Genomic DNA, 18,779 nt, shown 5'->3' with positions numbered 1-18,779 from the left:
TGAGCTGCGGGGCGGCGAACCCGATGCCGAACACCACGGCGGGCAGGAACGCCTGCCGCCACCAGCCCGACCGGAACCAGCCGCCCGCCGGCCGGGCGACCAGCACGAGGAGCACCACGCCGGCGGTGATGAGGAAGCTGCCGTAGACCAGCGACGCGAGGCCGAACCCGAGCCCGAGCAGCCCGACGCCGCGCCACGACGGTCGCGCCAGCAGCAGCCAGCGGACCGCGGCGATCGTGGCCACGGGCACGACGAGCGCGATCGTCTGCTGGTGCGCGGTCCAGGTGAAGGGCTTCGTGACCTCGTTGACCACCACCAGCGCGCTCAGCGCGACCGTGACCATCGTGGGGGTTCCGAGCCGCGACAGCAGCCAGGCCAGCAGCAGCACGGCGATCGCCGTGGCGACGAGGTTGATCAGGACGAGCGGGATGTACGCCTTGTCGTTCTGCCCGTACAGCCGGTCGAGGTGCAGCCAGTGGGCGACCGGGCCGACGGTGCGGGTGCCGACGGCGGCGATCGCGACGTACCCGGGGCGCGACTGGCGCTCGTTGTGGTACTCGAGGATCCGGCGGGGGTTGTGCGCGAGCCGGGTGAACTCGACGCTGTCGCAGTTGTACGGGTAGGCCATGACACTGTTGACGTACACCGGGGTGGCGCAGAACGGCTTGTCGACCATCGGGCCGAGCATCACCAGGTGCGCGCCGATGAGCACGCCGAGGACGCTGCCGGCCACCAGCCAGCGGCGGCGGTACCGGCGCGGCGACGGCGTGGGGTCGACCGTCGCGGGCCGGCGGGCCTCGAACACGCACAGCGCGAGCAGCACCAGCGCGCCGACCGCCGCGACGAGCCACCACCGCCACGGGTCGGCGAGCGTGGGCGCGCGGTTGCAGGTGTGCTGGCCGGCCGGGCAGCCGCGCAGGCCGAACGTTCCGGCGAGGATCGTCAGGGGAACGAGCACGCACCAGGCGACCAGCAGCCAGGTCGACGGCCGCCGGTACCGGGGCAGCGGGGCCGCGGTGTCAGGGGCCGCGGCCTGCTCCTCGACCTGTGTCACTTCCCGGGAAGGCCCGTGCGGCGCCGCCGGACCCGCTCGCGGGCGAGGATCCACAACGCCTCCACGCCGTCTCGCCAGGTGATCTTCTTGCCCTCTTCGCGGGAGCGGGCGGCGTAGGTGATCGGCACCTCGAACGGCCGGAAGTCGTTGCGCAGCAGCTTGCCGGTGAGCTCGGCCTCCATGCCGAAGCCCTTCGACTTCACGTCGAGGGCCCGGTACAGGTCGAGCGGCATCAGCTTGAAGCCGGTCTCGAGGTCGCTGATGTAGCAGTTGAACAGGATGTTCGCGGCGAGCGTTACGGCCTTGTTGCCCATCACGTACCAGAACGAGAACGCCGAGTGGCTACCGAACGTGCGGTTGCCGTAGACGACCGTGGTGCGGCCGGCGAGCACGGGCTCGACCAGGCGCGGGATGTCGCTCGGGTCGTACTCGAGGTCGGCGTCGAGGATCACCATGCAGTCGCCGGTGGCCTCGGCGACCGCGGTACGGATCGCCGCGCCCTTGCCCTGGTTCTTCTCGTGCGTGAACGGCTTGACCGCGGGGTGGTCGAACGACCGCAGGATCTCGCCGGTGCCGTCCTTGCTGCCGTCGTCGACGACGACGATCTCGACGTCGCAGGGGTACTCGACGTCGACCGCCCGCTTCAACGCGGCGTGCAGCCGCGCCTCCTCGTTGTAGACCGGCACCAGAATCGAAAGCTTCACAGACGTGACTCCACACCAACACGAGGCCGCTTCAGCCCGGCCACGATACATGCCCGGCGGACGGCCGATGTGTCCCGGCCCATCGACGGAAGACGAAACGGGCGGCAACCCGCGCCGGCGCGCGGGCGTGACGGTTGACGACAGCGGTCCGTGAGACGGGAGTGCCGTGGCCGATACCGAGGAGTTCGACACCTTCTACCGAAATACCCGGCAACGCCTGTTCACGATGGTCTACGCGCTGGTCGGCGACGTCGGCGAGGCGCAGGACGTCACCCAGGACGCGTACGCGCGGGCGTGGCAGCGCTGGGGGCGGGTGTCCGGCTACGCCGACCCGGAGGGCTGGGTCCGCACGGTCGCGCGACGCATCGTGATCAGCCGGTGGCGGCGCGGCTCTCCCGCGGGCGACGCGCGCTGGCCGCCGCCCTCACCCGCCTGCGGATCGGCGGCGCGTTCCAGCGGGGCACCGCGCGCGATCTGGCGGTCAGGGCGGGTGCGCGGCTGGGCGCATGATGCTTGCCGTGATGCAAGGGATCGACCTCTACGGGGTGTGACGGCCGGCTGGTACAGTTCGCGCCGATCGGCCCGGTGGCCGGGCAGTTCTGGGAGGTCATGGGTGGTGCTCAACGCTGGAACCAGCGCACGGCTCGCGCAGCTGCTGCTTGATCAGCGTGACCCGCTGATCAAGCGGTGGACCGCGTTGGCGCTGCAGGGCGTCCGGGGCCGGTCGACCGAGGCCGAGCTCGCGTCGCAGATCACCGACATCTTCACGGCGCTGACGGCGACGCTGCGCACGGTCGACACGTCCGACCTGCGGGCCGACGACGCGGCCGAGGTGCGGGCGGCGCTGGCCGACCTGTCGGGCACCCAGGCCCGCCGCGGGTTCACCCCGAGCGAGACGGCGTCCACGGTCTTCTCGTTGAAGGACGCGGTCCTCGACGGTCTCGACCAGGGCGACCCCGTCGCGCTGGCCGACTTCATCGCGTTCTCCCGGTTCGTCGACGAGCTGGCGCTGTTCACGTTCGAGACCTTCGCGCAGACCCGCGAGGAGCTGATCGTCGAGCAGAACCACCAGCTGATGGAGCTGTCTACGCCGGTCATCAAGCTGTGGGACGGCGTGCTGGCGGTGCCGCTGGTCGGCACGCTCGACTCGGCCCGCTCGCAGGTGGTCATGGAGAGCCTGCTGCAGACGCTGGTCGACACCGGCTCGGCGTTCGCGATCATCGACATCACCGGGGTGTCGGCCGTCGACACCCAGGTCGCCCAGCACCTGCTGAAGACCGTGATGGCCGCCCGCCTGATGGGCGCCGAGTGCGTCATCTCGGGCATCCGCCCGCAGATCGCCCAGACGGTGGTGTCGCTGGGCATCGAGTTCGGCGACATCGTCACCAAGGCCAGCCTCGCCGACGCGCTGCTGCACACGCTGCGGGCGAGCGGCTCCGACGTGGTCCGCCGCCGGGCGAGCCGCTGATGGACCGGATCCCGGTCCTCAAGATCGGCGACATCCTGCTGGTGTCGATCCAGGTCGACATGGACGACCATACGGCGCTCGGCCTGCAGGACGACCTCACCGAGCGGATCGTCGAGACGCACGCGCACGGCGTGATCATCGACATCACGGCGCTGGACATCGTCGACTCGTTCATCGGGCGGATGCTGTCGACGATCGCGTCGGTGTCGCGGGTCCTCGACGCGGAGACGGTCGTGGTGGGCATGCGGCCCGCGGTCGCGATCACGCTCGTCGAGCTGGGCCTGTCGCTCACCGGGGTGCGCACCGCGCTCAACGTGGAGCGGGGCATGGAACTGCTCGCCCGGACGGCGCCCCCCCGGGCGTCCTCGATCGCCGACGCCGACGACACCGACGACACCGAGACCGACGACCCGGCGCTGACCCGGTGACGGAACTGCCGATCGCCCGGGACGACGATGTCGTGCGGGTGCGGCAGGCCGTCCGCACCGCCGCGGTGGCGGCGAAGCTCTCCCTGGTCGACCAGACCAAGCTGGTCACCGCGGCCAGCGAACTGGCCCGGAACACGCTGATCTACGGCGGCGGCGGGCAGGCCGAGATCGAGCCGGTCACCTCCGACCGGCGCCGCGGGGTGCGCGTGGTGTTCACCGACGCCGGTCCCGGCATCGCCGACCTCGACCTCGCGCTCACCGACGGCTACACCAGCGGCAACGGGATGGGGCTCGGCCTGTCCGGCGCCCGCCGCCTCGTCGACGACTTCGACATCGTCACCGCCGTCGGCGAGGGAACCCGGATCACGGTGACCAAGTGGGCCCGCTGACCGGCCCGCCCGCCGACGGGACGCCGACCCGTGGCGGGTCGGCGGGGGTCTTCGAGGACGCCGGCTGGTTCCGGGTGGAGGAGGTCACCTCCGCCGGGTCGGCCCGGCGGGCGGCGGCCGAGGCCGGCCGGCGGCTCGGCTTCTCCGAGACGCGGCTCGGTGAGCTGTCGATCGCGGCCACCGAGCTCGCCACGAACCTGGCCCGCCACGCCGTCGACGGCCGGCTGCTGGTGCGGTACCTGCGCCGCGACGGCGCGGGCGGGGTGCTGCTGGTGGCGGTCGACTCCGGTCCCGGGATGGTCGACCTCGACGCCAGCGGCCGCGACGGGCACTCAACCTCGGGCACGCTCGGCATCGGCCTCGGTGCCGTGCGCCGGCTCGCCACCCGCAGCGACGGCTACTCGCTGCCCGGCCGCGGCACCGTGATCGCGGCGGAGTTCTGGCCGGCGGCGCCTCCGGCGAAGGCGCCGGGCGGCGCCGACGTCGACGGGGTCATCCGGCCGATCACCGGGGAGAAGGTCGCCGGCGACGCGCTCGCCGTCCGGCACACCGCCGCCGGTGCGCTGCTGCTCGTCAGCGACGGCCTGGGTCACGGCCCGCTCGCGGCGACGGCGTCGGCGGCCGCGGTCGAGGCGTTCCACGGCGCGCCCGACGGGTCGCCGGCCGCGGTCGTCGAGCACCTGCACCGGCGGATGAGCCACACCCGGGGCGCCGCGGTCGCCGTGGCGGCCGTCGACCGGGCGGCCGGCACCGTCCGGTATGCCGGGCTGGGCAACATCGCCGGGGTCGTGGTGCGGCCCGGCGAGCGGCGGCCGATGGTGTCGCTGCCGGGGATCGCCGGCCACCAGCGGCGCACGGTCCGCGAGTTCGAGTACCCGCTGCCGCCCGGTGCCGCGGTCGTCATGCACACCGACGGGCTCGCCGACCGGTGGCGGGTCGAGGACTACCCCGGGCTGCTGGGGCACCGGGCGGTCGTCGTCGCCGCCACCCTGCTGCGCGACGCCGGCGTGCGCCGCGACGACGCGGGCATCCTGGTCGCGGCGCCGTCATGACCGAGCTGCTGCGGTTCACGGCGCGCGGCGAGCGCGACGTGTTCGTGGTGCGGCAACGCGGCCGCGAGGTCGCCGAGGCGCTCGGGTTCGAGCAGGCCGACCAGGTGCGCTTCGCCACCGCGTTGAGCGAGGTGTGCCGGCACCTGCTGACGTCGGCCCGCTCGACCGTCGTCAGCTTCGCGGTGGACGACGGGCGCGTCGAGGCCGAGTTGTTCGCCGCCGGCGCGGTGCCGTCGGGACCGGCGTCGGGGCTGGCCGGCGGGGTCCGGGCCGCCGCTCGGCTGGTCACCACGGCCGACCTGGTGACCGGCGTCGGTTCGGTGACGGTCCGGTTGGCCCGCCGCCTCCCGCACGGCGGGCCCGACCCCGACCCGCAGACCCTCGCCCGGATCCGGACCGGCCTGGCCGGGACCGTGCCGACGAACGTCCTCGACGAGCTCGGGGTGCAGAACGCCCAGCTGATCGCGGCGCTGGAGGAGGCGCAGGCGCACCGCGACGAGCTGCTGCGGCTCAACGCCGAGCTGGAGGAGACCAACCAGGGCGTGATGGCTCTGTACAGCGAGCTGTCCGACGAGATGGAGCAGACCAACCGCGGTGTGGTCGCGCTCTACGCCGAGCTCGACGAGCGGTCGGCGCAGCTGCGCGAGGCCAGCGACGCGAAGAGCCGGTTCCTGCGCAACGTCAGCCACGAGCTGCGGGCGCCGGTGACCGCGGTGCTCGGCATGACCCGGCTGGTGCTCGACCCGCAGTCCGAGCCGCTGACCGCCGAGCAGACCTACCAGCTCACGCTGATCCAATCGTCGGCGCGGGACCTGCTGGAGCTGGTCAACCAGCTGCTCGACCTCGCGAAGGCGGAGTCGAACCGGCTGGAGCCGCAGTGGGCGCCGGTCGACCTCACGGCGGTCTTCGGCCAGCTGCGGGGGACGCTGCGGCCGATGGCCCGGCCGTCGGTGGAGCTGCTCGTCGACGACCCCGACGGGGTCCCGCCGCTGGTGTCCGACGAGGCGATGCTGGTCCAGATCCTGCGCAACCTCCTCACGAACGGCCTGAAGTTCACCGACCGCGGCGAAGTGACCCTGTCGGCCCGGTACGACCCGGACGCCCGGCGCGCCGTCCTCACCGTCACCGACACCGGGATCGGCATCGCACCCGCCGACCAGGACCGGATCTTCGAGGAGTTCTACCAGGTCAGGGACGCGCAGCGGCCGGCGACGCCGGGAACCGGGCTCGGCCTGCCCTACGCCCGCCGGCTGTGCGGGCTGCTCGGCATCGACCTGACGCTGGTCAGCGAGCCCGGACGCGGCAGCACGTTCACGCTGTCGGTGCCGCGGACGCCGTCGGACGCGGAGGCGCGGCCGGACGCCGGCCGGCCGCCCGCCCCGCGGGCCGTCGGGCTGTCGCGGGTGCTGGTCGTCGACGACGACGGTGCGTTCCGGCACCGGCTGCGGCAGGCGCTGGAGGACGACGGGCTGACCGTCGACGAGGCCGCCGACGGCCGCTCCGCGCTCGACGCGATCGCCGCCGACCGGCCCGACGCGATCGTCCTCGACCTGCGGATGGCCGGGATGGGCGGGCTGGAGCTGCTCGGGGTCCTCGCCGCCGACACCACCGCCCGGCCGATCCCGGTGCTCGTGGTCACCGCCGCCGAACTCGACGACGTCGGCCGGGAGGCGACCGCGCACGCCGCCGGCATCCTCGACAAGGCCACGCTCGACGACCGCCGGCTGGTCGAGACGCTGCACGCGGTGGCCCGGTAATGACGCTCGCCGTGCCGGTGAGCGCCGAGACCGCCGACGGACCCGCGACGATCATGGTCGTGGACGACAATCCGACCAAGCGCTACGTGATCTCCAGCTGGCTGCGCCGGGCCGGTCACCGCATCGTGGAGGCGGCCACCGGCGGCGAGGCGCTGCACCTGCTCGCCACGCCCGCCGTCGACCTGGTCGTGCTCGACGTGCGGCTGCCCGACATCGGCGGCTTCGAGGTCGCCGAACGGATCAAGGGGACGCCGGCGACCGCCGCGCTGCCGGTCATCCACATCTCGGCGACCGCCGTCGACGTCGCCGACCGGACCCAGGGCCTGACCCGCGGCGCCGACGCCTACCTCGCCGAGCCGATCGACCCGGGCGAGCTGACCGCGACCGTGCAGGCGCTGCTGCGGTACTTCCGCGCGCGGCAGCGGGCCGAGCACCTCGCCGACCGGCTGGCCCGGCTCGCCGAGACGACGCTGCGGGTCAACCGGGCCACCACGTTCCCGTCGCTGCTGCTGGCCGCGGTCGCCGGCACCGCCGACGTGTTCCAGCGGCCGGCGGCCGTCGCCGCCGTGACCCCCGACGGCCAGCGGCTGGTGGCCCGGTGCGACGGGCCGGGCCGGGAACCGTCGGTCAGCGAGTGGACCGCCGACCCGCCGGTCGAGCCGGCCGACACGTCGTCGCTGTACGTCGGCTCGGCGGTCCACTGGCCGCTCGACGGCGACGCCCCGCTGTGGGTCAACGCGTCGCGGTCGCGGGCGGGGCGCCCGGCCGCGCACATCGTGGTCCCCTGCGAGGGCCTCACCGCCGACGACGCCAACGTCCTGACGCAGCTCGGCCAGGCGGTGGCCCTGTCCATCGACGCGATGCGCTCCTACGACGAGGAGCGCCGCATCGCGCTGACCCTGCAACGCAGCCTCCTTCCCCGGCAGATGCCCACGGTCGACGGCGTGCGGCTGGCCGTGCGGTACGTGCCGGCCAGCTCCCGCGCGGAGATCGGCGGCGACTTCTACGAGCTGCTGAACCTCGACCACACGCTCATCGCCGCGCTCGGCGACGTGGCCGGCCACTCGCTGCACGCCGCGACCGTGATGGCCGAGCTGCGCCACGTGCTGCGCGCCTACGTCGCCGAGGGCCACCCGCCCGACGTGGTGATCGGCCGGCTCAACTCGATGATGCTGCGGCTGCTGCCCGACGAGACCGCGACGCTGTGCCTGCTGCGGATCGACCCGCGCACCGGCGAGGGGTACATGGCCAACGCCGGGCATCTGCCGCCGGTGCTGCGCGGCCCCGACGGCGCGACCACGTTCGTCACCGGCCACACGCCGCTGCTCGGGATCGGCGTGGACCGCCCGCCCGGCACCGGGTTCCACCTGCCCGTCGGCGGCACGCTGGTGATGGTCACCGACGGGCTCATCGAGCGCCGCCACGAGAACCTGGGAACGAGCCTGGAGCAGCTGCGCCTGGCCATCGCCGACGCCGGGCCCGACCTGGAGACGCTCTGCGACGGGCTGCTCGACACGTTCGTCACCGAGCCGATCGAGGACGACATCGCGATCGTGGCGATCCACCGGTCATGAGTATCCGACGGCCACGTCGAGCACCCAGGTGACCCCGAACCGGTCGGTGAGCATGCCGTACAGCGGCGACCAGCCCGACGGGGCGAGGTCCTGCAGCACGGTCGACCCGTCGCTCAGCTTCTTCCAGTAGGCGGTGACCTCGCCGGCGTCGGTGCCCCGCACCGAGACGTAGTACGCGTGCTCGCCCGGGTTCCACGGGCGCGCCGCCGGCACGTCGAACGCCATGATCCGGAACCCGTCGGGCGAGGTGACCTGGCCCCAGATGATCTGGTCGGCCTCGGCGGGGTCCTGCGCGGCGCCGGCGTCGGCGTAGGTCGCCGCGACGAGGTCGCCGCCGAAGACCGACCGGTAGAACTCCAGCGCCTCCCGGGCGGTGCCGCGGAGGTTGATGTGGGCCGTGGTGCTGATGCTCATTTGCTGCTCCCTTGCGTTGGTGGGACCACCCTCGCAGGAGTAGTGGCCAGGGTGTGGCCGCTACCTGAAGCACAATGCGGTATGCCCAAGACGTCGGCGCGGCTGCTCGCTCTGCTGTCCCTCCTCCAGGCCCGCCGGGACTGGCCGGGCGCGCTGCTCGCCGAACGGCTGGCGGTCAGCCCGCGCACGGTCCGCCGCGACGTCGACCGGCTGCGCGAGCTCGGCTACCCGGTGCGGACGGTCAAGGGCCCCGACGGCGGGTACCGGCTCGACGCGGGCACGCAGCTGCCGCCGCTGCTGTTCGACGACGGGCAGGCCGTCGCGGTCGCGGTGGCGCTGCAGCTCGCGGCCGTCTCGGGTGCGGCGATCGGTGCCGACGCGGTGCGCGCGCTGACCACCGTGCGGCAGGTGATGCCGGCGCGGCTGCGGCACCGGGTCGACGCACTGCGGGTCACGGCGATGGAGCCGCCCGTCGCGCGGCCGGAGCCGCCGGTCGACGCCGGGGTGCTGGTGGCGGTCGGCGCGGCCGTGCACGCGCAGGAGGTCCTCCGGTTCGACTACGCGACCGGTTCCGGGCCGCCGCGCCGGGTGGAGCCGCATCATCTGGTGGCGTGGTCCGGCCGCTGGTACCTCGTGGGGTGGGACCTCGACCGGGCCGACTGGCGCACCTTCCGCCTCGACCGGGTCCGCCCGTGGACGCCGTCGGGGCCCCGGTTCACGCCGCGGCCGCTGCCGGCCCCGGACGTGGCGACGTTCGTCGCCGGCCGGTTCCGCGGGGCCGACGGGTCGGCTTCGGCCGCCTGGCCGTGCGTGGGCGAGGTGCTGCTGGACCGGCCGGCCGCGGAGGTGCTGCCGTACGTGCGGGACGGTCTGGTCGAGGAGCGCGGGCCGCGACGGTGCTCGGTCGTGCTCGGCTCCTGGTCGTGGACGGCCCTCGCGGCGGCGTTCGGCCGGTTCGACGCGGGCCTGGAGGTCGTCGGACCGGCGGAGCTGGCCGCCGCGTTCCCCGTGCTCGCGCGCCGCTACGCCGCCGCTGCCGCGGCCCGGGAACCTACCTGAGCCGTCAAATGGTTTTTCTCACCGGGACTGTTGCGCTGTCCGTTCGGACATTCGGGGCTTTCCGGCGGGGTCAGGTGATGTCCCGGACCTGCAGCGCGAGGGCCGGCCGGGACTCCTCCCGGGGCCGCGGAGGTCGCGGCGGGGTCACCGGGAGCACGGGCTCCCCCGGTCCCCGCGCGGCCGGCGGACGCGGCGGCTCCGGCAGCAGTGGCGGCTGTGGCGCGGCGACGCCCCGGCCGCCGGCACCGGCGTCACCCGCCCGCCCGCCGGACACGTCGGCGGCGAGCCGGCGCAGCAGCGCCTCCCCGGCCCGCCACAGCCGGTCCGCCTCCGCCTCGACCAGCCGCGGGCCGTGGGTGTCGTCGGCCGCGGTGTCGGCGAGCACGTCGAGCAGGTCCAGGAAGCGGCGGTGGGCGTCGTCGGACAGGAGCAGGCCGGCGGCCTCGTCGAAGTACCAGGCGTGCAGCCCGTCCGACCAGGTCGGCAGCGCCGCCCGCGGCGACGCGGTCACCCGGTACCGCGACAGCGCGCCGACGCGCCGGTACAGCGGCGCGTACGCGTCGAGCCGGCGGGCCCGCAGCTCGCGGTCCGGGCCGCGGGCCCGGTCGCGGGCGGCGCGCACGCGGTCGGTCAGCAGCGCCGACAGCACCCCGACGACGGCCGCGAGCGCCACGACGACCGACCCGGTCAGGATCATCATCGCCGGTCATGGTCGCACCGGACCCGGCCGTCGCCGCGGCGCCGGCGCCGCGCCGCCGCCCGAATCCACCCTGCGGGTGACCCCCGGCCGCCGTCGGCGATGCTGGGGACGTGGAGTACGTGTCCCGGGTGCCGCGGCCGCCGCTGGACGGGCTGATCGACGACCTCTACTACCTGGAGGGCCCGCCGCCGTACGCCCGGCTGAGGCTGCCGCCGGCGCCGGCGGCGCTGCTCATCGTCAACCTGGGGCCGCCGTTCCGGGTCCGCGGCGGCGCCGACCTGGAGGCGGCCTCGTACGACGACGGGTGCGTGGTCACGGTGCCCACCCTCGCGTGGGAGTTCGGCTACCCGCCCGGTACCCGGTCCGTCGGCGCGCACGTCAAGCCGTGGGGGCTGGCCCCGTTCCTGCCGATGCCCGCGGCCGAGCTGCGCGACCGGCCGGTGACCGTGGAGCAGGTGTGGGGCCGGCCCGCCGTCGCCGACCTGCGGGACCGGCTGGCCGCCGCGGCCGGGCCGCACGGGATGCTGACGCTGTTCGAGGACGAGCTGGTGCGACGGCTGGGCGAGACCGCCGGGCTGGGGCTGGTCCGCCATACCAGCGGCGTCATCGCGGCGACCAGCGGTGCGGTGGCGATCGGCGACCTGGGTGCGGCGGCCGGGGTCAGCGGCACCCACCTGGCCCGGCGGTTCAAGGAGCTCGTCGGCGTCACGCCGAAGCGGCTGGCCCGCACGCACCGGCTGACCGGCGCCGTGCTCGGGATCGACCCCGCCGGACCGGTCGACTGGAGCGACCTCGCCCACGGCGCGGGCTACTTCGACCAGGCCCACTTCGGCCACGAGTTCCGGGCGTTCACCGGGCTCACGCCGACCCGCTACCTCGAGGTCCGCCGGCGGTTCCGGCTCGAACATCCCGGGCACGTGCTGGACGGCTGGCCGCTGCCGGCCGATTGATTTCCTACAGCCGATTGATTTCCTACAAGAGCCGCCGCCCGCGACCGGCTAGCTTGAGGGCTTCCCGAACCGGAGGAGAGTCCCGTGGGCACAGTGGTCATGTACGCGACGGTGTCGGTCGACGGCTTCATCGCCGACGACAACGACCTGCCCGGGCCGCTGTTCGACTGGCTGACCGCCGGTGACGTCCCGCTCGACGACGGTGGCGTGCTGACGGTGTCGCAGACCTCCTACGACCACACGCGGCCGTACTGGGACCGGATCGGGGCGACGGTCGCCGGCCGGCACGTCTTCGACCTGACCGACGGCTGGGACGGCACGCCGCCGAGCGGGGTCGACCACGTGGTCGTCGTGACGCACCGGCCGCCGCCCGAGGGCTGGGACCCCGCGGCGCCGTTCCACTTCGTCGACGGCGTCGGGGCGGCCGTGGCCCGGGCCCGCGAACTGGCCGGCGACCGCGTGGTCGAGGTCGCCGCCGGCGACGTCGGTGGCCAGGCCCTCGCCGCGGGCCTGGTCGACGAGGTCCGCATGGACGTCGTGCCCGTCGTGCTCGGGTCAGGCAAACGCTTCTTCGGGTCCGTCGACGGGCAGCACCTCCTGGAGGACCCCGACGTGGTGATCCGGGGCAACCGGGTCCTCCATCTCAGCTACCGCGTGCGTCGACCGGTCTGAACGGGCGTGAGGGGAAGCGACCCCAGCCCGGACGACCCCAGCCCGGACGACAGCCGCTGCGCCGACAGCGCGGGCCACGCCTGCACCGCGCAGAACGGCGCGCACTGCTCACGCGCGACCCCGTCGTCGACGGGCGACCGCGTCGCCACATGGACACAGCACTGCAGCAGCCGTTCCTCGATCATCGTGGCGATGTCCATGAACGGTTTGACGGTGATCCGCTTGACCCGCTCGCCGAGCAGCCGCCGCAGCCGGCCCGCCCCGCCGGGCAGTTTCGCCGCGGCGAGCGTCGTCAGCGTCGGGATGCCGAGGTCGCAGTTGGCGGAGATGTCGCGCCACAGCTCGCCCACCGAGGGGTGCGAGAGCGACGACTGCTCCGACAGCAGCCCGAGCAGCGACGTCCGCACGGCGCCGCGCAGGGCGACCGGCAGCTGCGGGTCGGCGATCCGGTTGGCGACCGCCTCGGGCGCGAGGTCCAGGAACGACAGGAGCCGCTCGGGCCCGATGAGCCCGGTGAGCGAGGCCCAGCACCCGCCGTCGTCGCGCAGCATGTACCCCACCGAGCAGCAGTGCGGGTGTGAGCACGGCAGCGCGGTCAGGTCGCGCCAGGTGACCACGCCCTCGGTCTGCGGCCCCAGCCGCGCCAGGACCCCGGTGTGGGTGAGCCGGTCGGTCGCGTCGATCGGACCGGACCGCCCGGAGCCGAACTGCGGCTGGATCGACACCCCGCCGACGTACGGGGTGTCGAGGGCCCGGCGCACGACCGCGCCGATCTCACCGTCGTTGACGCCCAGCGCGGCCGTCATCGTGAGGGTGGTGAAGATGCCCCGCGACGACAGCCGCCCGATGGCGGCGTCCTTGATCCGGCCGAGGTCGGCGCCGCGGTGGTGGCGGTGGGCCGACGCGGACGCGCCGTCGAACTGCAGGTAGACCTCGACCCGCTCGCGGTGGGCGGTCAGCAGGTCGAGCAGGGCGTCGTCGCGGGCGACACGCACGCCGTTGGTGTTCAGCAGCACCCGCACCACCGGTCGCGCGGACAGCTCGTCGAGCAGGGCCGGCAGGTCCGGGTACAGCGTGGGCTCACCGCCGGAGAGCATGAGCACGTCGATCCGGTCGTTCTCGCGGGCCAACCGGGCGTCCACACTGGACAGCACGTCGGCCAGCGGCACGGCGCCGCCCACGTCCGGCGACGAGTCGGTGAAGCACGTGGGGCAGCGCAGGTTGCACGTGTCGGTGAGGTCGGCCAGCAGGATGCAGGTGTGCTGGGTCTGCATCTCCGGCAGCCCGTGGGCGTAGGCGGCGGGCACCGGGGCGAAGTTCCCGGCGAGGTCGGGCACATGTGTCTTGGTGGGTGCGGTCCACTGCTCCAGGTAGCGCAGGATCTCCGCCGACTCGTCGTAGAGGGTGCGTACCAGGCCGTGTACCGCGCACCCCCGTTCGAGCCAGATCCGGCCGTCGCGCTCGGCCAGCCACCCGGAGAGCCGGAGCACCGTCTCCAGTGGACGGTCGGGCTGTTCGTCGTGGCAGCGGGGACAGAACGCGTTGACGTAGCGGTGGATGCGGTCCCCACGCAGGGGCATGCCCGGGCCGACGGCGGCGCTCATGCCATCGGCCCGCTTCGCGTGGCGGTGCATTCGCGGCGCACCGAGTTGCTGATTCGCTCGCACAAGTGCTCGCTCATCCGGTCTCGATTCTGCTCAGCATGTAGATGCACGCTCCCACGCCGACCACCGGAAGCACGATGACCCCGACGCCCCAGCCGATCAGCAGGCCGAGGCCGAGCCCACGCCGGACCGGGCGGGTCAGCTGCACGATGCCGAGGGTCAGGCACGCGACGAACAGCAGCACCTGCGACCCGAAGCCGACGAACAGCCCCAGATCCCCTCGGAAGGCGAGGGAGACCACGGTGATGACGATGGTCAGCAGGTGGCCGAGCGTCGCCATGCCGATGCCCACCCAGACGTCGACCGCCCGGATGGGTTCGCGTCCGTCGCCGAACGGCCCGCCGGGTGGGGTCGGCGGAGTGCTCCACTGTGGATCGACGCTCACGGGGTCACCGACGTCACCCGCGGCCGGTAGGTGCCGCGTCGGGCCTGCCGCACCACGTGCCAGACCAGCGCGGGCGCGACGGCGAGGAGGAACAGTTGCGGGCGGGTCATGCCCGCGACGACGACCTCGTTGCCGCGGACGAACTCCACCGCGAACCGGAATGCCGCGTACCCGATCAGGTAGAGCTTGAACAGTTCGCCCGGGGTGTCGATGCGGTCGCGCAACCACCACAGCGCGGCGAGCGCGGCGAGGTGGAACGCGATCTCGTAGGCGAACGACGGGTGCAGTGGCACGTCGGCGACCGCGCCGGGAATGCGGCCCGCCTGTGCCGGCGACAGCACGACGCCCCACGCGCCGCCGGTCGGCGTTCCGGGGTTCTCGGTCAGCAGGCAGCCGATGCGCCCGACCGCCATGCCCAGGGCGACGGCGGGGGCGAAGAGGTCACCGGTCGGCACCGGGTAGCGGACCAGCCGGCGGGCCAGCGTGCCGCCGAGGTAGGCGCCCACGAGGCCCGACAGGATGCTGCGGTTGCCGTAGAGCCACTGCTCGACGAGGCTCGCGTTGTCGCGCGGGTCGAGGTGCTGCGCCCACGTGCCGAGCCGGGCCAGTAGGGCCCCGCCGACGACGACCCCCGCCACCACGTACCAGATCCGTTCGTCCCGCACGCCGCGGCGACGCACCTCGCCCCAGAACACGACCGCGCCGAGGGCGATGCCGAGCGCGACCAGCACGTCGTGGGTCGCGACCGGCACCCCGCCGATCCGGAACAGCACCGGAAACACCCTGGCAGGGTATCGCCCGGCCCAAATCTCCGACGCGCTTTCGCGACGAATGGCGTCACCCTCAAAACGACGCAACCATCGACGCGTCAATAGCGGCGCGGTACGGTTTTCCCGGCATGGGAATGCCGCCCGAATACGTGATTTCCCTTCATGTCATGTCCACGTCGAATACCCCGGGAGAAGGCATGTCACAAATCGACGCGGCCAGTTCGGCGGAAGCGAATCTGGCCGATGCCTACGCCAACGCTCTCGACTGGTTCTGCCGTTGCGCGCGAAGCTTCGAGCACGAGGACTGGCAGGCACTGTCGCAGCAGGTGAGCCGGCTGGCCGCGGCCGCGTCGGAACTGGAGGCCGCCGCCGCCGCGGCGTCGGAATGCGAGACGAAACCGCGATCGCGGGTCATTCTGTCGCACGTCGCCAAGAGGCGCCCCGTGTACCGGATCGTCTCCACGACGATCGGATTTCTGCTGAACCGCTCCGAAACCGCGGGAAAGCGCGCGCCGGCCTGACCGCCCGGACGGGTGACCATTCCGGATCCGATCCGGCATCGTTATCGAGATTCGGCCGGCCCGTTCCGGTGCGGACCGCGCCCTTCGCGGCGTCCGATTTCCGGTGCCGGTCGGCCGGCTCGGAGTACCCGGTCGTGCCGACCTCCTTCGTGCGGGGTCACTGCTCCGCGGTCCGGCCCGAGGTCGGGTCGCGGTTCACCGTGCGGCTGGTGCGGGTGGACGCGGCCGGCGCGGTCGTCGAGGAGTACCGCCCGGTCACCGTCCGGTGGACCGCGCCCGACCCGGCAACCGACTGACCGAACCCCGGTGCAACAGATCGACCACCACCCGCGTGAAGGTTGCACGGGAGGTGGCGATGGTCGACAGCTTCGAGGCGTTCGTGACGGCACGCACGCCGGCGCTGGTCCGCTACGAGTTCGTCCTGTCGGGCGACCGGCACGACGCGGCGGACCTGGCCCAGGAGGCGCTGGCCCGGCTGGGTGCGCGGTGGGCGCGGGTCAGCGCGAAGGGTGACCCGGAGGCGTACGTCCGCACGACCATGGCCCGTCTGCACATCAGCTGGTGGCGCCGGCGTCGCCGGGAGCACCCGACCGGGTCGGTGCCCGAACGCGGTTACGAGGACGAGGGCATCGCCCGCGCCGACGGCGACGCCGGCCTGTGGCGGGCCGTGCGGGCGCTGCCGACCCGGCAGCGGGTCGTGCTGGTCCTGCGCTACTACGAGTCGATGAGCGACGAGGAGATCGCCCGCCGGCTCGGCATCACCCGCGGCACCGTCCGCAGCCAGGCCGCCCGCGGCCTGGACAAGCTCCGCGCCGACACCGGCGTCCGGACCCAGGAACCGGTGACCCGGAGGTGAGCATGCAGACCCGACTCGAGAACGACCTCGCCCGGACCCTCGGCGCCGCGGCGACCGTCGCACCCGCACCCGGTGTCGACTTCGCCGCCGGTGTCACCCGGCGGCAGCGGCGTCGGCCGGGTGGCGGCGGTGGTGCTGGTCGTGGCCGGGCTGGCCGCGGGCGTCGCGCTGCGTGCCGACGTGGGCCGGCGGCTCGAGGTGGCATCGGTACCGCCGGTCGACCTGGCCACCGCCCGCCCGGCCGCGGAGCTGTGGCCGCAGGCGGTGGTCTCCATCCCCGACAACCTCCCCGACGGGCGCCCCGCCTGGCCGGCCGGCCGGGTCGACGAGGACCGCTACCTGATGGTGCCGAGCGACCCGTCGTTGCCGTACCACCTGCCGGTCGTGCTCGACACGCGCACCGGCGACGTGCGTGAGCTGTTCAGCGACCCGCCCGGCAGCCGCGAGCGCACCTGGGTGTGGGCGAGCGTCGGCGAGCGGAGCATCGTCGCGGTCACCGCCGTCGCCGGCGACGGTCAGCAGAGCACCAAGGAGGTGTGGACCGCGCCACGCGCCGGTGGCCCGGCGCAGCGGCGCGCGGTGTTCGACACGCAGGACGTGACCGCGTACGAGGTCGGCGGCACGGTGTACGCGTCGCTCAGACGGTTCCCGCCCCCGGAGACCGGCCCAGCGGCCACGATCGTGCGCATCCTCGACGGAGGGCGCACGCAGAAGGTCGTCGACGGGTTCCGCATGCGCTCGTGGAGCCCGTGGGCGGGCCCCGAGACCACGCGCGGACTGCAGACCGGCGAGGAACTCCGCCGGTCCACCGCCCCGGCGGCCGCGCCGACGTTCGTCAACGTCGCCACCGGTGAGCGCCGCACGCCGCGGACGCCCGCCGGCGTCACCCTGATCGCGTGCGGCGTCGAGACGTGCGTCGGCGAGTCCCGCGAGGGCGTGGTCAGCTACCGCTTCGACGGCTCCCGCCAACGCCGGGTGACCGGCCTCGGGCCGGGCGACCCGTACGTCGAGGTGGTCTTCGACCGGTCCGGCCGCTTCGCCGCGGTGAGGGTGTCCGACGTCCAACACCCGGGCGGCGACGCGCGCTCGTTCGTGTGGGACCTCACCCGCAACACCGTCGGGGCGCTGGGAACGAACTCGCAGCTCATGATGCAGGGCCTGGTGCCGCTCGGCGTCACCGGCGATCGCGAGTCCCTCCTGGACGTCGCCCGCATCCGTTGACCCGGCAGGAGAACGGCACCAGGGACGCGGTCGCCTCCGGTGCCGTTCTCCTACGTCACGTCACCCGTTCCTGATCATCATCAACAACGAGGCCCACTGGGCGACCGTGAACCTCAACGACGGGCCGGTCGGATTCTTGGAGTCGCGCACCTGGACGTCTTCGCCGTGGAGCCGGACCTCGACGCAGTTGTTGCCGCCGGCCATGCTCCGGCTTGCTTTGCGCCACTCTTCGGTCAGCGATCCCGAGGTCAATGAGCCCGACGCGTCGGTACCGACTCCAGCAGTCATCCGTGAGCTTCCTTCATGGCTTGTATGACCCGCCGGGACGCCGGTGGGTCATGGGCGATCGTCCGCAAGTAGGCGAAGATCGTCTCATAGGTCTCGATCGCCGTGTGCCCCTCTTCCAGGACGCCGCCCGAAAGGGTGTCGAGGTGCGCCACCGCCGGGTCGTCCTCGAACCGCAGAATGGTGAATGCGTGCAGGGGCATCCGTTCCTGAGTGGTGGCGAGAATGCGGAACTCCACCAGTCCCCGGTCGATGGCGTCCAGCAGGAACGCGAATTGCTCACGCATGACCTCCTGGCCGCCCATGCGCCGGTGCAGAACCGCCTCGTCGAGAATGACCACGAAATGCGGACGCTGTTCGTCATGAAGAATTCCCTGGCGCCGGGTGCGGAACTCGATGGTCGCCTCGGTGACCTCCGGTTGCGGCTTCGGGACCGCGAGCCGAATCAGGGTCTGCATGTACCTGGGGCTCTGCAACAGGCCAGGGATCGCATGATCCTCGAAAGTCAGGATCTCGCTCGCCACCGCCTCCAGGCCGACGAACCGCCCGAACAGGGGGTCCAGCTTGTCGGTGTAGCCGGTCCACCAGTCGCGCTCCCGGCCCTCGGTCGCCATCCGCTCCAGGGCGGCCCGCCGATCGGGATCGTCCATGCGGTAGTGGTTGAGAAGATCCCGCAGCTCCCGCAGCCGCAGAACCGCTTGACCGGACTCGATCCGGCTCAGCCAGGAAGCCGAGCGCTCGGCCGCCGCCGCGGCCTCCTCGCCGTTCAGGTTCGCTGCCTCGCGGAGCGATCGCAGCATCCGCCCGAGCCGGCGCCTCTGGGCAGTTGGACTGGCAGCCATAGAGCGCCCACCCC

Annotated in this window: 22 protein-coding genes and 1 pseudogene; 14 read left to right on the top strand and 9 right to left on the bottom strand. The window is 73.4% G+C overall.

The features are described 5' to 3' along the window. Both Voc01_RS40940 and Voc01_RS40935 read right to left on the bottom strand, forming a co-directional pair. On the bottom strand, nt 1-1,054 hold a 1,054-nt coding region (locus Voc01_RS40940; protein ID WP_203933093.1), incomplete at its 3' end, for a hypothetical protein. After that, nucleotides 1,051-1,758 carry a glycosyltransferase family 2 protein gene (locus Voc01_RS40935; protein WP_203933092.1) on the bottom strand — a complete coding sequence of 236 codons (708 nt, stop codon included), beginning with the start codon at nt 1,756-1,758 and terminating at the stop codon, nt 1,051-1,053. The genes Voc01_RS40935 and Voc01_RS40940, both read right to left, overlap by 4 nt. 166 nt (nt 1,759-1,924) lie before the next feature. Here Voc01_RS40935 and Voc01_RS40930 point away from each other — a divergent pair. The 7 genes and pseudogenes from Voc01_RS40930 to Voc01_RS40900 all read left to right on the top strand — a co-directional run. Next, a pseudogene (locus Voc01_RS40930) lies at nt 1,925-2,143 on the top strand (sigma factor); the annotation flags it as partial. Then, nucleotides 2,126-3,226, top strand: a complete 1,101-nt coding sequence (locus tag Voc01_RS40925; RefSeq protein ID WP_307781609.1) for an STAS domain-containing protein — start codon at nt 2,126-2,128, stop codon at nt 3,224-3,226. The pseudogene Voc01_RS40930 and the gene Voc01_RS40925, both read left to right, overlap by 18 nt. Continuing rightward, nucleotides 3,226-3,654, top strand: coding sequence for an STAS domain-containing protein (locus Voc01_RS40920; protein WP_203933091.1), 429 nt, complete (start codon nt 3,226-3,228; stop codon nt 3,652-3,654). The genes Voc01_RS40925 and Voc01_RS40920 overlap by 1 nt, the downstream gene beginning before the upstream one ends. Next, entirely contained in the window at nt 3,651-4,043 is a 393-nt protein-coding gene (locus Voc01_RS40915; RefSeq protein WP_203933090.1) for an anti-sigma regulatory factor, read from the top strand. Before Voc01_RS40920 ends, Voc01_RS40915 begins: the two co-directional genes overlap by 4 nt. Continuing rightward, entirely contained in the window at nt 4,031-5,095 is a 1,065-nt protein-coding gene (locus tag Voc01_RS40910) for a SpoIIE family protein phosphatase (protein ID WP_307781608.1), read from the top strand. The genes Voc01_RS40915 and Voc01_RS40910 overlap by 13 nt, the downstream gene beginning before the upstream one ends. Next, complete coding sequence (locus Voc01_RS40905; protein ID WP_203933089.1) at nt 5,092-6,852, top strand: ATP-binding response regulator; 1,761 nt, start codon at nt 5,092-5,094, stop codon at nt 6,850-6,852. Before Voc01_RS40910 ends, Voc01_RS40905 begins: the two co-directional genes overlap by 4 nt. Continuing rightward, nucleotides 6,852-8,426: a fused response regulator/phosphatase gene (locus tag Voc01_RS40900; RefSeq protein WP_203933088.1), complete on the top strand. Its 1,575-nt coding sequence runs from the start codon at nt 6,852-6,854 to the stop codon at nt 8,424-8,426. The genes Voc01_RS40905 and Voc01_RS40900 overlap by 1 nt, the downstream gene beginning before the upstream one ends. Here Voc01_RS40900 and Voc01_RS40895 read toward each other — a convergent pair. Beyond that, nucleotides 8,421-8,840 carry a VOC family protein gene (locus tag Voc01_RS40895; RefSeq protein ID WP_203933087.1) on the bottom strand — a complete coding sequence of 140 codons (420 nt, stop codon included), beginning with the start codon at nt 8,838-8,840 and terminating at the stop codon, nt 8,421-8,423. The two genes, Voc01_RS40900 and Voc01_RS40895, sit on opposite strands and share 6 nt — an antisense overlap. A gap of 81 nt (nt 8,841-8,921) precedes the next feature. Here Voc01_RS40895 and Voc01_RS40890 point away from each other — a divergent pair, with 81 nt between their 5' ends. After that, nucleotides 8,922-9,899, top strand: a complete 978-nt coding sequence (locus Voc01_RS40890; RefSeq protein WP_203933086.1) for a helix-turn-helix transcriptional regulator — start codon at nt 8,922-8,924, stop codon at nt 9,897-9,899. A 70-nt stretch (nt 9,900-9,969) separates the two neighbouring features. Here Voc01_RS40890 and Voc01_RS40885 read toward each other — a convergent pair whose 3' ends face one another. After that, nucleotides 9,970-10,599, bottom strand: a complete 630-nt coding sequence (locus Voc01_RS40885) for a hypothetical protein (RefSeq protein ID WP_203933085.1) — start codon at nt 10,597-10,599, stop codon at nt 9,970-9,972. Nucleotides 10,600-10,709: 110 nt separating this feature from the next. On the opposite strand from Voc01_RS40885, the gene Voc01_RS40880 reads away from it, so the two are divergent. Together Voc01_RS40880 and Voc01_RS40875 are read left to right on the top strand one after the other, a co-directional pair. Then, nucleotides 10,710-11,549, top strand: a complete 840-nt coding sequence (locus Voc01_RS40880) for a helix-turn-helix domain-containing protein (protein ID WP_239160854.1) — start codon at nt 10,710-10,712, stop codon at nt 11,547-11,549. A gap of 84 nt (nt 11,550-11,633) precedes the next feature. Beyond that, a complete protein-coding gene (locus tag Voc01_RS40875) occupies nt 11,634-12,221 on the top strand; it encodes a dihydrofolate reductase family protein (protein WP_203933084.1) in 588 nt (195 codons plus the stop codon). Here Voc01_RS40875 and Voc01_RS40870 read toward each other — a convergent pair. The 3 genes from Voc01_RS40870 to Voc01_RS40860 all read right to left on the bottom strand — a co-directional run bounded on the left by Voc01_RS40870 (nt 12,197) and on the right by Voc01_RS40860 (nt 15,052). Then, a complete protein-coding gene (locus Voc01_RS40870; protein WP_203933083.1) occupies nt 12,197-13,825 on the bottom strand; it encodes a radical SAM protein in 1,629 nt (542 codons plus the stop codon). The two genes, Voc01_RS40875 and Voc01_RS40870, sit on opposite strands and share 25 nt — an antisense overlap. 73 nt (nt 13,826-13,898) lie before the next feature. After that, on the bottom strand, nt 13,899-14,270 hold the full coding sequence (locus tag Voc01_RS40865) for a hypothetical protein (protein WP_203933082.1): 372 nt from the start codon (nt 14,268-14,270) through the stop codon (nt 13,899-13,901). Then, on the bottom strand, nt 14,267-15,052 hold the full coding sequence (locus tag Voc01_RS40860; RefSeq protein ID WP_203933081.1) for a prolipoprotein diacylglyceryl transferase: 786 nt from the start codon (nt 15,050-15,052) through the stop codon (nt 14,267-14,269). The genes Voc01_RS40865 and Voc01_RS40860 overlap by 4 nt, the downstream gene beginning before the upstream one ends. Before the next feature lie 185 nt (nt 15,053-15,237). Here Voc01_RS40860 and Voc01_RS40855 point away from each other — a divergent pair, with 185 nt between their 5' ends. The 4 genes from Voc01_RS40855 (at nt 15,238) to Voc01_RS40840 (ending at nt 17,638) form a co-directional block, all read left to right on the top strand. Further along, nucleotides 15,238-15,561 carry a hypothetical protein gene (locus tag Voc01_RS40855; protein WP_203933080.1) on the top strand — a complete coding sequence of 108 codons (324 nt, stop codon included), beginning with the start codon at nt 15,238-15,240 and terminating at the stop codon, nt 15,559-15,561. Between the two features lie 134 nt (nt 15,562-15,695). Then, nucleotides 15,696-15,857, top strand: a complete 162-nt coding sequence (locus tag Voc01_RS40850) for a hypothetical protein (RefSeq protein ID WP_203933079.1) — start codon at nt 15,696-15,698, stop codon at nt 15,855-15,857. A 35-nt stretch (nt 15,858-15,892) separates the two neighbouring features. Then, on the top strand, nt 15,893-16,417 hold the full coding sequence (locus tag Voc01_RS40845) for a SigE family RNA polymerase sigma factor (protein ID WP_239160853.1): 525 nt from the start codon (nt 15,893-15,895) through the stop codon (nt 16,415-16,417). Between the two features lie 72 nt (nt 16,418-16,489). Further along, nucleotides 16,490-17,638 carry a hypothetical protein gene (locus tag Voc01_RS40840; RefSeq protein WP_203933078.1) on the top strand — a complete coding sequence of 383 codons (1,149 nt, stop codon included), beginning with the start codon at nt 16,490-16,492 and terminating at the stop codon, nt 17,636-17,638. 60 nt (nt 17,639-17,698) lie between these two features. On the opposite strand, the gene Voc01_RS40835 is transcribed toward Voc01_RS40840, so the two are convergent. Continuing rightward, entirely contained in the window at nt 17,699-17,926 is a 228-nt protein-coding gene (locus tag Voc01_RS40835; RefSeq protein WP_203933077.1) for a DUF397 domain-containing protein, read from the bottom strand. Continuing rightward, a complete protein-coding gene (locus Voc01_RS40830; RefSeq protein WP_203933076.1) occupies nt 17,923-18,723 on the bottom strand; it encodes a DUF5753 domain-containing protein in 801 nt (266 codons plus the stop codon). The genes Voc01_RS40835 and Voc01_RS40830 overlap by 4 nt, the downstream gene beginning before the upstream one ends. Between the last annotated feature and the right edge of the window lie 56 nt (nt 18,724-18,779).

It is taken from the genome of Virgisporangium ochraceum, from assembly GCF_016863655.1.
GTDB lineage: Bacteria > Actinomycetota > Actinomycetes > Mycobacteriales > Micromonosporaceae > Virgisporangium > Virgisporangium ochraceum.
Note: the sequence above shows the minus strand (reverse complement) of the source record. Positions and strands in the feature narration are given on the sequence as shown.